The organism is Rhodoferax sp. BLA1, from assembly GCF_013416775.1.
Classification (GTDB): Bacteria; Pseudomonadota; Gammaproteobacteria; order Burkholderiales; family Burkholderiaceae_C; genus Rhodoferax.
This window is the reverse complement of record NZ_SZVI01000009.1, coordinates 37,691-50,416: the sequence shown is the minus strand read 5'-3', so window position 1 is coordinate 50,416 and position 12,726 is coordinate 37,691. Positions and strand designations below refer to the sequence as shown.

8 protein-coding genes and 1 pseudogene are annotated in these 12,726 nt (G+C 61.2%); 8 read left to right on the top strand and 1 reads right to left on the bottom strand.

The annotated features are described in order from the left end of the window. Positions 1–269 precede the first annotated feature (269 nt). From FDG13_RS08780 to ybiB, 7 genes are all read left to right on the top strand, one after another. Positions 270–1,514, top strand: coding sequence for a CmpA/NrtA family ABC transporter substrate-binding protein (locus tag FDG13_RS08780; protein WP_180126840.1), 1,245 nt, complete (start codon positions 270–272; stop codon positions 1,512–1,514). Between the two features lie 132 nt (positions 1,515–1,646). Continuing rightward, complete coding sequence (gene ntrB, locus FDG13_RS08775) at positions 1,647–2,579, top strand: nitrate ABC transporter permease (RefSeq protein WP_180126838.1); 933 nt, start codon at positions 1,647–1,649, stop codon at positions 2,577–2,579. 24 nt (positions 2,580–2,603) lie between these two features. Then, the gene (locus FDG13_RS08770) at positions 2,604–3,440 is read left to right on the top strand and encodes an ABC transporter ATP-binding protein (RefSeq protein ID WP_180126836.1); all 837 of its coding nucleotides are present in this window, start codon (positions 2,604–2,606) and stop codon (positions 3,438–3,440) included. Between the two features lie 198 nt (positions 3,441–3,638). Further along, positions 3,639–6,182: a nitrite reductase large subunit NirB gene (gene nirB / locus FDG13_RS08765; RefSeq protein ID WP_180126834.1), complete on the top strand. Its 2,544-nt coding sequence runs from the start codon at positions 3,639–3,641 to the stop codon at positions 6,180–6,182. 84 nt (positions 6,183–6,266) lie between these two features. Continuing rightward, the gene (gene nirD / locus FDG13_RS08760) at positions 6,267–6,668 is read left to right on the top strand and encodes a nitrite reductase small subunit NirD (protein WP_180126832.1); all 402 of its coding nucleotides are present in this window, start codon (positions 6,267–6,269) and stop codon (positions 6,666–6,668) included. Positions 6,669–6,684: 16 nt separating this feature from the next. Beyond that, positions 6,685–9,588, top strand: coding sequence for a nitrate reductase (locus FDG13_RS08755; protein ID WP_180126830.1), 2,904 nt, complete (start codon positions 6,685–6,687; stop codon positions 9,586–9,588). 42 nt (positions 9,589–9,630) lie between these two features. Further along, positions 9,631–10,545: a DNA-binding protein YbiB gene (ybiB, locus tag FDG13_RS08750; protein ID WP_180126828.1), complete on the top strand. Its 915-nt coding sequence runs from the start codon at positions 9,631–9,633 to the stop codon at positions 10,543–10,545. Between the two features lie 7 nt (positions 10,546–10,552). Here ybiB and FDG13_RS21300 read toward each other — a convergent pair whose 3' ends face one another. After that, a complete protein-coding gene (locus FDG13_RS21300) occupies positions 10,553–12,295 on the bottom strand; it encodes a methyl-accepting chemotaxis protein (RefSeq protein WP_180126826.1) in 1,743 nt (580 codons plus the stop codon). A 155-nt stretch (positions 12,296–12,450) separates the two neighbouring features. Between FDG13_RS21300 and FDG13_RS08740 the strand changes: the two are divergent. Next, positions 12,451–12,714: pseudogene (locus FDG13_RS08740) on the top strand (IS3 family transposase); the annotation flags it as partial. Positions 12,715–12,726 lie beyond the last annotated feature (12 nt).

The window sequence follows — 12,726 nt, the reverse complement described above, 5'->3', positions numbered from 1 at the left end:
CATTGCACATCCAAGGTGCCCTTTTAACGTGCAAGCCGGCAGATTTGTGCCCAGAACTCACCCAAATCCCACCAAAACTCCTGGCACAGACATTGCATAACTCACCACAAGACCCTCACGGGTCGTGATTGTTACCCGGTCCAACGGCGGGCTAGGTGGTGATCCAAAGGACAAAGGCGTCCCCACGGGCATATGGCTTTTAACAAGCGATATGTCACGTGAGGACGCCTTTTTTGTTGTCTGCTTTTGAAACGTTGAGGGATATTGCCATGACCGAGCTTCTCAAACCCAGCCTCAGCCGCCGTGCTGTTTTGCAAACTGCCGCCGTGGGCGCTTTGGGCATCAGCCCGGCGTTACGCGCCTCGGTCTATGCCGCTGGCTCCGACGCCCCCGAAAAAACCGAGGTCAAGATCGGTTTCATCCCGCTGACCGACTGCGCCAGCGTGGTCATGGCGGCCGAACTGGGTCTGGACAAAAAATACGGCGTCAAGATCATTCCTACCAAAGAAGCCAGCTGGGCCGGCGTGCGCGACAAACTCACCACCGGCGAGCTGGACTTTGCCCATGTGTTGTATGGCTTGGTCTATGGCGTGCACATGGGCATTGGCGGTGCCAAAAAAGACATGGCGGTGTTGATGACCCTCAACAACAACGGCCAGGCCATCACGCTGTCCAAAAAACTGGCGGACAAAGGCGCGGTCGACGGCCCGAGCCTGGCCAAGCTGATGGCCAGCGAGAAGCGCGAATACACCTTCGCCCAGACCTTCCCAACCGGCACCCACGCCATGTGGTTGTATTACTGGATGGCTGCCAACGGCATCAACCCGATGACCGACGCCAAGGTGATCACCGTGCCGCCACCACAAATGGTGGCCAATATGCGGGTGGGCAACATGGACGGCTACAGCGTGGGTGAGCCATGGAACCACCGCGCCATCATCGACGGCATTGGCATCACTGCGACCACCAGCCAGGACATCTGGAAAGACCACCCAGAAAAGGTGCTGGGCACCACCGGCGAGTTTGTCAAGAAATACCCCAACACCGCACGCGCCGTGACCGCCGCGATTCTGGAGGCCAGCCAGTGGATTGACGCGGGTCTGCAAAACAAAAACAAAATGGCCGAGACCATCGCCGCCAAGAGTTACGTGAACACCAGTGTCGATGCGATCAACCAGCGCATTCTGGGGCGTTACCAAAACGGCATGGGTAAAACCTGGGACGACCCGAACTACATGAAGTTCTTCAACGACGGCGCGGTGAATTTTCCGTACCTGTCAGACGGCATGTGGTTCCTGACCCAGCACAAACGCTGGGGTTTGCTCAAAGAACACCCAGACTACCTGACCGTGGCCAAACAGATCAACCAGATCGAGCTTTACAAACAGGCTGCCACCGCCAGCAAAACGCCGATTCCGAAGGACGTGATGCGCACCTCCAAGCTGATGGATGGTGTGGTCTGGGACGGCAAGGACCCCAAGAAATACGCCGACGGGTTCAAGGTCAAAGCCTAAAACCCACCTCACGCATTCCCGCAACGTAACCACGTTGCCTCTAGGGAGGACAGCCCCCCGGCAAAACCGGTGGTGAGGCGGTCCTCGCGGTGAACCCTGCGTGCATCACGCTCTATTTGGAAAGGAACCACCATGGTCAGCGCTGTATTTCACTCTCCACTGGAAGCTTCTGGCTCAGTAACGGTTACGTCTTCCAATCCGCAAGGTACTATGACAAATATAGCTATCAGCCCAGATTCAACAAGGGCTACAGGCCCAAAAGACCTACAAACACCGGGCTACGACTGGCGCGGCCTGTGGCTGGTCGTGTTACCGCCGCTGTTGGGGCTGGGACTGCTGATCGGCATCTGGGCGCTGGTGAGCATCAGCACCGCCAGCAGCATCCCCTCACCCGCCGACACTTTCAAACAAGCGGTGGTGATCTTCAGTGACCCGTTTTACCGCAACGGCCCGAACGACCAGGGTGTCGGCTGGAACATCCTGATGAGCCTGGAACGGGTGGCCGTGGGTTTTGGCCTGGCGGCGCTGGTCGGTATTCCCGCCGGTTTTGCGATTGGCCGGTTTGAGTTTCTGAGCCGCATGTTCAACCCGCTGATCAGCCTGCTGCGCCCGGTGTCACCGCTGGCCTGGTTGCCGATTGGCCTGCTGGTGTTCAAGGGTGCCAACCCGGCGGCGATCTGGACCATTTTTATCTGCAGCATCTGGCCCATGATCATCAACACCGCTGTCGGTGTGCAGCGGGTGCCGCAGGACTACATGAACGTGGCCCGCGTCCTGAACCTGAGCGAGTGGAAGATCCTCACCAAGATTTTGTTCCCCTCGGTGCTGCCCTATATGTTGACCGGGGTGCGTCTGGCAGTCGGCACCGCCTGGCTGGTGATTGTGGCGGCCGAGATGTTGACCGGTGGTGTCGGCATCGGTTTCTGGGTCTGGGACGAGTGGAACAACCTCAACGTCAAAAACATCATCATCGCGATTTTTGTGATTGGTGTGGTTGGGTTGATTCTGGAATACGCGCTGGTTCGCATTGCCACCGCGTTCACTTTCGAAGAAGTCAAAAACTGATTCAACCTGACCAAGGAACACACCATGCACGCCAACCAGACCACCAAGTTCATCGACATCGTGGGTGTCGAGCAAACCTTCAAGACCAAAAAAGGCCCTTTTTGTGCGTTACAGGGCATCAACCTGACCGTGGCCAAAGGGGAATTTGTCGCCCTGATCGGCCACTCGGGCTGTGGCAAATCCACCCTGCTGAACCTGATCGCCGGGCTGACCACACCCACCCAAGGCCATTTGTTGTGTGACAACCGCGAGATCGCCGGGCCGGGGCCGGACCGTGCGGTGGTGTTCCAGAACCACTCGCTCTTGCCCTGGTTGACCTGTTTTGAAAACGTCTACCTGGGTGTCGAGCGGGTTTTTGGTGCAGCTAACAAATCCACCGGCGCGGCGTCGGAAAACAAGGCCCAGTTGGCCGAGCGCACCCAGGCCGCGCTGGACATGGTGGGCCTGACGGCAGCCTCCCACAAACGCCCCGGCGAAATCTCGGGCGGCATGAAACAACGTGTGGGCATTGCCCGCGCGCTGGCCATGGAGCCCAAAGTGTTATTGATGGACGAACCTTTTGGGGCACTCGACGCGCTGACCCGCGCCAAGCTACAGGACGAGTTGCTCGACATCGTCGCCCGCACCCACAGCACGGTGGTGATGGTGACCCACGATGTGGACGAAGCCGTGCTGCTGTCCGACAAGATCGTGATGATGACCAACGGGCCCAGCGCCACGATTGGCGAGGTGCTGAGTGTGGACCTGCCGCGCCCGCGCAGCCGGGTCGCACTGGCCGACAGCCCTCAGTATTTGCGTTACCGCAAAGCCGTGATCGACTTTTTGTACACCCGGCAAGCGCACGTTGAAAAGGCAGCCTAAAGATGCTCACCCCCGTCGCTTGCCCACTTCCCTGCGCGCGGTGGCATCGCCAGAGGCCATGCCTCTTCGTTGTCGTCCAAACCTGCGCAGGCAGGTTTGGAGCCGCGGCACTCAGCCCCATCAAGAGTGCAACACCAGCGGCCCGGCAAAGCCGGTTCTGCGGTGTCACTCAATAAAACCCTTGCTCCGGAGAATTCCATGGACATGCGCGTCAAAACCAAACAAAAGCTCGTGATGGTCGGCAACGGCATGGCCGGTGTACGCACCCTTGAAGAGTTGCTCAAAATCGCCCCGGACCTGTACGACATCACGGTGTTTGGTGCCGAGCCGCACCCCAACTACAACCGCATCCTGCTGTCGCCCGTGCTGGCCGGTGAACAGACGATTGACGAGATCATCCTGAACCCGTTTGAGTGGTACTCAGACAACCACATCACCCTGCATGCGGGCTGGCGCGTGACTTCGGTGGACCGGATCAAACGTCTGGTCCACGCGCAGAACAGTGCGGGCGAAACCCGTAGCGCCGAATATGACCGCTTGTTGCTGTGCACTGGCTCGAACCCGTTTTTGCTGCCCTTGCCGGGCAAGGATCTGGCCGGGGTGATCGCCTACCGCGACATCGCCGACACCAACACCATGATCGAAGCGGCCAAAACCTACCAGCACGCGGTGGTGATTGGCGGTGGTCTGTTGGGCCTGGAAGCCGCCAACGGCCTGATGCGCCGGGGCATGAAGGTGACAGTGGTGCATGTGACACCCACCCTGATGGACCGCCAGCTTGACGCGGTGGCGGGCAAGCTGCTACAAAAGTCCCTGGAAGAGCGCGGTTTGCGCTTTGTAATGGGCGCACAAACCCAGGCACTGCTCAGCCCCGCCGACCTGGTGAGCGCAAGTACCGACGCGCAGGCACCCGTGGTGGCCGAGGGTGTGCCTGATTTGCAAGCCAAATTGGCCTCTAGACCTTATAGAGTATGCGCAGTACGCTTCAAAGATGGTAGCGTGGTGCCAGCCGATCTGGTGGTCATGGCGGTTGGGATCCGGCCCAACACCGAGCTGGCCCAGAGCATGCGCCTGCACTGCGACAAAGGCATTGTGGTCACCGACACCTTACAAACCGTGACCGATGCACGCATCTACAGCGTGGGTGAATGCGCTGCCCATCGCGGCACCGCGTACGGGCTGGTGGCGCCATTGTTTGAGCAGGCCAAGGTGGCGGCCAACCATCTGGCGCAGTTTGGCATCGGGCGTTATGTGGGCTCGCTGACCTCGACCAAGCTCAAGGTCACCGGCATTGACCTGTTTAGCGCGGGCAACTTCACCGGTGGTGCAGGTTTTGAGGAAATTGTCCTGAGTGACCCGCAAGGCGGCGTCTACAAAAAACTGGTGCTCAAAGACGACAAACTGGTGGGCGCCTGCCTGTATGGCGACACGGTGGACGGCAGCTGGTACTTCAAGCTGCTGCGCGATGGCCGATCCATTGGCGACATCCGCGACAAGCTGATGTTTGGTGAAAGCAATATCGGCGACGTCGGCCACCAGGGCCAAAACAAAGCCGTCGCCATGAAAGACAGCGACGAAGTCTGCGGCTGCAACGGCGTCACCAAGGGCACCATCTGCAAAACCATCAAGGACAAAGGCCTGTTCACACTCGACGAGGTGCGCAAACACACCAAGGCCAGCGCGTCGTGTGGGTCGTGTACCGGGCTGGTGGAACAGTTGCTGATGTTTACGGCCGGTGGCGACTACTCGGCCACCCCCAAAACCAAAGCCATGTGTGCCTGCACCGAACATGGCCATCAGGCGGTGCGCGACGCCATTCATTCCAACAAGCTGCTCAAGATCGCCGATGTGTTTGCTTCGCTGAATTGGAAAACACCCAACGGTTGTGCCAGTTGCAGACCCGCCGTCAACTACTACCTGATCAGCACCTGGCCCAAAGAGGCCAAAGACGACCCCCAAAGCCGCTTCATCAACGAACGCAGCCACGCCAACATCCAAAAAGACGGCACCTACAGCGTGATCCCACGCATGTGGGGCGGCGAGACCTCTGCCAACGAGTTACGCCGGATTGCTGACGTGGTGGACAAATACCAGATCCCCACCGTCAAAGTCACCGGCGGCCAACGCATCGATTTGCTCGGTGTCAAAAAAGAGGACTTGGTCAACGTCTGGAAAGACATCGGCATGCCGTGTGGCCACGCCTACGCCAAGGCGCTGCGCACGGTGAAAACCTGTGTCGGCAGCGAATGGTGCCGCATGGGCACCCAGGACAGCACCCAGATGGGCAAGGACCTGGAGCGCGCCTTTGTGGGCATGTACGCCCCCCACAAGGTGAAGTTTGCGGTGAGTGGTTGCCCGCGCAACTGTGCCGAGGCCGGTATCAAAGACGTTGGCATCATCGGCGTGGACAGCGGATGGGAAATGTACGTGGCGGGCAACGGCGGCATCAAGACCGAGGTGGCGCACTTTCTGGTCAAGGTCAAAACCGCAGCCGAGGTGCTGGAATTCACTGGCGCGTTTTGTGAGCTGTACCGGCAGGAAGGCTGGTACCTGGAGCGCACCGTGCATTACGTCAACCGCGTTGGCCTGGATTACGTCAAGAAAAAAATCGTGGACGACGCTGCGGGCCGCAAAGCCTTGTGGGAACAGCTGCAGTTTGCGCTGGACGGTGAACCCGACCCGTGGTTTGAGTTTGACAAAGCCGCGGTGGACACCCGGCAATTCACAGCGCTCACGGCGTGAACCCCACTTTCACCCGGTTTACAAGCCATTTGTGCCTCTAGCCCTTATACATAAAGAACTAATAGCTACAAAGGACATAGCAATATGAACGAATGGACCCCCATTTGCCAGCTCGACGACATCCCCGTGCTGGGCGCACGCCGCGTGTCACGCACCCAGGGTCTGGATGTGGCGCTGTTCCGCAACGACCAGGACGAGGTGTTTGCCCTGCTGGACCGCTGCCCGCACAAAGGTGGCCCGCTGAGCCAGGGCATGGTGTTTGGCACCAGCGTGGCCTGCCCCTTACACAACTGGACCATTGGCCTGTGCACCGGTCACGCGGCAGCGCCCGATGAAGGCAGCACGCCCAGCTTCAGCATCAAGCTGGACAACGGCCAGGTGTTCCTGAAAACGACCGAGCTGGCCAGCCATGCCATCGACCAGACCCGCCCGGTGGCTGGCCCGGCGCGCAGGACCTTGTCCCCTCTCCCGCTGGGAGAGGGCTAGGGTGAGGGAAACCGCCATGCAGCTGAGCCGCCCTCACCCCAACCCTCTCCCGCAGGGCGAGGGTGGCAACACCGACACACGTTCCACCTGCCCGTATTGCGGCGTGGGCTGCGGCGTGATCATCACGTCGAACGGCCAGCAGATCACCAGCGTGCGCGGTGACCCGGACCACCCGGCCAACTTTGGCCGCCTGTGCACCAAGGGCTCGACACTGGCCCATACGGCTGCACCAGAACTGGCGCGCCAGACCCGGTTGTTGACACCCCAATTACGAACCAGCCGGGGTGCCACACCGCAGCCGATCCGCTGGGCCCAGGCACTTGACCACGCCAGTCAACGTTTGACCCACATCGTGCAGCAACATGGCGCGGATGCACTCGGGGTGTATGTCAGCGGTCAGTTGCTCACCGAAGACTATTACGTCTTCAACAAACTCGTCAAAGGCGTGCTCGGCACCAACCAGATCGACACCAATTCACGCCTGTGCATGAGCAGCGCGGTGGCTGGTTACAAGCTCACGCTCGGTGCCGATGCACCACCGGCCTGTTACGACGACATCCAGCACGCGCAAACCCTGTTCATCAGCGGCAGCAACACCGCCTGGGCACACCCGATCCTGTACCGGCGGATTGAGGATGCCAAGGCAGCGAACCCGGCGATGAAAATCATCGTGGCCGACCCCCGGCGCACCGACACCGCCGCCCAGGCCGACCTTCATCTGCCGCTGCAACCCGGCACCGACATCGCACTCTGCCACGGCCTGTTACACATCATGTTGTGGGAAGGTTGGCTGGACAACGCCTACATCACCGCCCACACCAGTGGTTTTGAGGCCTTGAAAACCCTGGTGCGCGAGTACACACCCGAGCATGTGTCCGACCTGTGCCGCCTGCCCAAGCCAGACCTGTTCACTGCGGCACGTTGGTTTGCCGGTGTGAGTGACACAGGCTCCGGCAACCGCACACCGACACTGAGCCTGTATTGCCAGGGCCTGAACCAGTCCAGCAGCGGCACCGCCAAAAATGCTGCACTCATCAACCTGCACCTGGCCACCGGGCAGATCGGCAAAGCCGGTGCCGGGCCGTTCAGCCTGACCGGCCAGCCAAATGCCATGGGCGGACGCGAGGTCGGCGGCCTGGCCAATTTGCTGAGTGCCCACCGCGACCTGGCCAACCCGTTGCACCGCGCCGAAGTGGCCGCACTGTGGGGAGTGCCCAGCGTGCCCGAGAAACCGGGCCGCACCGCCGTAGAGATGTTCCAGGCGGCGGCCGACGGCGAAGTCAAGGCGTTATGGATCGTCTGCACCAACCCAGCCCAAAGCATGCCGGACCAGACTACGGTGCGGCGTGCCCTGCAGCGTGCTGAATTTGTAATTGTGCAAGAGGCTTTTGCCACCACCGCCACCTGCGACTATGCCGACCTGTTGCTGCCCGCCACCACCTGGGGTGAAAAAGAAGGCACCGTGACCAACAGCGAACGCCGCATCAGCCGCGTGCGTGCCGCCGTGCCCGCCCCCACCCACCCGGACTTCCCCCACGATGGCCCCCGGCCCGACTGGAAAATCGCCCAGCAGCTAGGCCAGCGCCTGGAAGCCACGCTGCGCCCGGGCCAGCCCAGCCTGTTGTCCTTTGCCAATGTCGAAGCTGTGTGGCGGGAACACCGTGACAGCACCCGTGGTCGTGATCTGGACATCAGCGGTCTGAGTTACCCGCTGCTGGACCAACATGGCCCGCAACAATGGCCAGCCCGCGCGGCCGATGTGCCGACGCGTCTGGCAACTGGCCAAGCACTGGGCCAGGCGCGACTGTATGAAGACGGCATTTTTCCCACACACAATGGCCGGGCGCAGTTTGCCGCTGTGGCCTACCGCCCGCTGGCAGAGGTGCCAGTAGCGGCCTACCCTTTGTCACTCAACACCGGGCGCTTGCGCGACCAATGGCACGGCATGAGCCGCACCGGCACGCTGGGTCGTTTGTTCGGACACGTCCCCGAACCAGTATTACAAATGCACCCACAAGACATGCGGCGCCGGGCTTTGGCTGACGGTGATCTGGTGCAGGTACGCAGCCAGCGCGGTTGCCTGCTGGTGCCGGTGCAAGCCAGTGAAGAACTCGGCCTGACCCAGGTGTTTTTGGCCATGCATTGGGGCAGCGAGGTCTTGAGCGGCCAAGGGGTGGACGGCCAGCCGCTGGCCGGTGTCAATACGCTGACCAACGCCGCCTATTGCCCCATCTCAAAACAGCCAGAGTTCAAACATGCAGCCGTCCAGGTGGAAAAAGCCAACCTGCCCTGGACCCTGCTGGCTCTGGCCTGGTTGCCGCCTGAGTCGGTGCACAGCGCCCGCGCGCAGTTGGTGGCACTGATGCCACAACTGGCTTTTGCCACCTGTGTACTTTTTGGACGCGAACGCACCGGCCTGCTGTTTCGCGCCGCCCACGCGCAGCCACCCGGTGAGGGCTTGTTATGCCAGGTGGAGGCCGCGCTGGGGTTGGATGGCCAGGACATCCTGCGCTACGTGGATGCCAAACGTGGCCAGCGCCGCGCTGTGAAGCTGGTGAAGAACGGCAACGGATCAACCCAGCTCGACGGTTTTATGCTGGCGGGTGACACCCGGGCCCAGGCCTGGATCAGCACCTTGCTCAAGGAGAGCCTGCCCGCGCAGCAGTTCGGTCAGGCGCTGCTGGTGCCCGGTGCAACACCGCCGGTGCCGGTGGCCTCCAAAGTGCAGCAGGTGTGCACCTGTTTCAACGTGACGGATGTGGCCATCCAGGAATTTTTAAGCACCTGTGATGCTGCCCCATCGGAGAGGCTGGCTGCACTGCAAACCACCTTGAAATGTGGCACCAACTGTGGCTCGTGCCTGCCACAATTGCAGCGGCTGGTGCACCAGCAACCCGCCTCAGCCAGCGTGGTAACCTGAGTGTTTTCAGCCACCTGTTCTCTGCCTTTCACGACCTCCCCCATGAGCATCACCCACTACATCAAAGACATTGGCCGCGGCAAAGAAGGCGCGCGCGCACTGCACCGCACCCAAGCGGCCGACCTGATGGGCCAGGTGCTGGATGGCACCGTCAGCGACCTGGAGCTCGGCGCTTTTGTGCTGGCGATGCGCATCAAGGGTGAAACCCCGCTCGAGATGGCCGGGTTTCTGGACGCGGTGAACCAGCGTTTGCACCCCATTCTCAACCACGGGGTGCCCACAGTGGTGCTGCCCAGCTACAACGGCGCGCGCAAGCTGCCGGTGCTCACACCCTTGCTGGCGCTTCTGCTGGCGCGCGAAGGTCTGGCGGTGGTGGTGCACGGCTGCGTTACTGAGCCTGGCCGCATTTCTGCACAAAAAGTGCTTGAAGCCCTTGATATACAAGGGCAGACAGCTATTGAAAATGCAGTACCTGGCGCGGTGCAATTTGTGCCAACGGCCTTGCTGCTGCCCGGCCTACAGCGCCTGCTGGAAGTGCGCCAGCTGGTCGGCCTGCGCAACAGTGCTCACAGTCTGGTCAAGCTGATGAACCCATGCACAGACGCAGCCGTGGTGGTGGGCAGTTACACCCACCCGGAATACGCGGTGTCGATGGCGGCCACGCTGGAGCTCACCCAGACCAACGCCCTGCTGTTGCGCGGCACCGAAGGAGAACCGGTGGCCGATGCACGCCGCTGCCCGGCCATGACCGTGATTTGCCGGGGCCATGCCCGCCAGGTGCAAGACGCCCAAGCCGGTGCACTAGCTACCCTGCCAGATTTGCCCGCGCCCGACCCGGTGGCCACGGCGCAATGGATTCAAGCGGTATTGGCCGGGCAGGTGCCGGTGCCAGCACCGATTGCCCAGCAAGTGGCCCACTTGGTGCAGCTGTGCCACAGCCTCAGAAGCTCAGCCTGACAGGGCTCTAAAACGTCTCCCACTCGCCGTCTTCTGACTTGGCAGGCGCCTTCACTTTGGCAACCGCCTGCTCCAGCAGTCTGGTCGAAGCTGGCTGCGGGGCTGGTTTGGCCGTGGTCGCAGGCCGTGGGGCGGCCTTGGTACCCGACAACTTGGTAGTCTGTGCGGGTGACGCCACCGGGTGATGGGCTGCAGCTGGCCCACTGGTGCTGCCATCCAGTCGGAACACCGCCACGGTTTGCACCAGGTCTTGCGCCTGCGACTTGAGGTTGCTGGCCGCCGCCGCCATCTGCTCGACCAAGGCGGCGTTTTGTTGGGTGGTTTTGTCCATGTGGGACACCGCCTCACCCACCTGGTTCACCCCCAGCGACTGTTCCTTGCTGGCGGCGCTGATCTCACCCATGATCTCGGTCACCCGTTTGATTGAGCTGACCACCTCGGTCATGGTCTCTCCGGCCTGGTCGACCAGCTCGGTACCCTGCTCCACACGTGTCACGCTGGCGCTGATCAGGGTCTTGATTTCCTTGGCGGCCTCGGCACTACGCCCGGCCAGACTGCGCACTTCACTCGCCACCACCGCAAACCCACGGCCTTGCTCACCCGCACGCGCGGCCTCCACCGCCGCGTTGAGCGCGAGGATGTTGGTCTGGAAGGCAATGCCGTCGATCACACCGATGATGTCGCCGATCTTGCGCGAGGCTTCATTGATGCCCTTCATGGTGTCCACCACCTGAGCCACCACCTCGCCCCCTTGCGCGGCCACGATGCTGGCATTCAGCGCCAGCTGGTTGGCCTGGTGGGCACTTTCGGCGTTTTGCTTGACGGTGGAGCCCAGCTGCTCCATCGACGCGGCGGTCTGCTCCAGCGAGCTGGCCTGTTGTTCGGTGCGGGCCGACAAATCGTTGTTGCCCTGGGCAATCTCGGCACTGGCAATGGCCACCGCCTCCGAGCCCTGGCGCACCCGGCTCACCGTGGTCACCAGGGTTTTGATCATCGTCTCCAGCGCACCGGCCAGGCTGTTGGCACTGGCCGACTCCAGCGCGGGCAGCCGCCGCAAATCCCCTTCGGCCACCTGCTTGGCCGCTTGCATCGCGTCATTGAGCTCCATGCCCAACTGGCCGGTGATGCTGCGCGACACCACCACCGCCAACACCACCAGAACCAAACCACCCAAAGCAGCCGACGCGATGCTGATCATGCGTGTGGCCGCCACACCGTCCTCAAATGCCTCGTCAGCCTCGACCGACTCGGCCTGCAAGCTGGCCACACCTTGGCTCACCAGGCCCTCGTATTTGTCGATCAACTTGTCAATCTGGTCATCCACCACCGCCAGCTCACTCACCGGTGCGTCGCGTTGGGCCATCGGCAAAAAGCTGTCGGTGTAGAGCTTGCGCAACTCATCCATAACAGCGCGCGCCTCCTTGGCCCACTGTTTTTCCTGGTCGGTGTCGGCCACTTTGGCGTAATAGGTCAGCGCCTCCTCCATGCGGGTGGACATGACCTGCCACTTCTTGGCGGCATCGTCAAATTGGCGGTTGATGAAGGTGTCGGCAACGATGCGGTAGGCCTGTGCGCCCAGGCCGGTCTCGTAGAGCAATCGCCCCGCCTCCTGGTCACGGCGCTGGGATTCGTTTTGCAAATCATGCAGCTTGCTCAAACCCAGCCAGTTGACCGCCACCAGAATCAGCATCACCACCACCGACACGGCAATGATCAGGTTCAGACGTTTTGAGATTTTCCAGGTGTTCATACGATGCTTCCCTGTTAACGGTGGGCCCGCACAGGGGCCAATTTGATTTGACACGCGCCTGGACAGACGGGTGCCACGCCAGACTATCACACGGTAAAAATGACGACCATCCGGCATTTCCCCCGGACTGTGCCTGTTTTGAAAGCTTTTTCTAAGAGCGCCTAACCCAGGCGGGTAGAGAGCCCTCGGTCGACAACGCCCTGGCTGAGACGACCAATGGGCTGTACAAGGCCGCGTTGATTCACCGACGTGCCACTTGGAAAACCAAGGAGTCATTGGAACTGGCCACCCTGGAGTGGGTGCACTGGTTCAACGACCATCGATTGCTGGAGCCTATTGGGTATATTCCACGTGTCGAGGTGGAGGCCCGCTTCTACCCGCAACTCGCCCAGAAGACTGAATCCCCGGTTTCACTCTAACTATCCAGCCTC

Bases quoted from the DNA above. Each gene is read 5' to 3' on its own strand.
- FDG13_RS08770 (WP_180126836.1), top strand. From the start codon at position 2,604: ATGCACGCCAACCAGACCACCAAGTTCATCGACATCGTGGGTGTCGAG.
- nirB (WP_180126834.1), top strand. From the start codon at position 3,639: ATGGACATGCGCGTCAAAACCAAACAAAAGCTCGTGATGGTCGGCAAC.
- ybiB (WP_180126828.1), top strand. From the start codon at position 9,631: ATGAGCATCACCCACTACATCAAAGACATTGGCCGCGGCAAAGAAGGC.
- FDG13_RS08755 (WP_180126830.1), top strand. From the start codon at position 6,685: ATGCAGCTGAGCCGCCCTCACCCCAACCCTCTCCCGCAGGGCGAGGGT.
- ntrB (WP_180126838.1), top strand. From the start codon at position 1,647: ATGGTCAGCGCTGTATTTCACTCTCCACTGGAAGCTTCTGGCTCAGTA.
- FDG13_RS08780 (WP_180126840.1), top strand. From the start codon at position 270: ATGACCGAGCTTCTCAAACCCAGCCTCAGCCGCCGTGCTGTTTTGCAA.
- nirD (WP_180126832.1), top strand. From the start codon at position 6,267: ATGAACGAATGGACCCCCATTTGCCAGCTCGACGACATCCCCGTGCTG.
- FDG13_RS21300 (WP_180126826.1), bottom strand. From the start codon at position 12,295: ATGAACACCTGGAAAATCTCAAAACGTCTGAACCTGATCATTGCCGTG.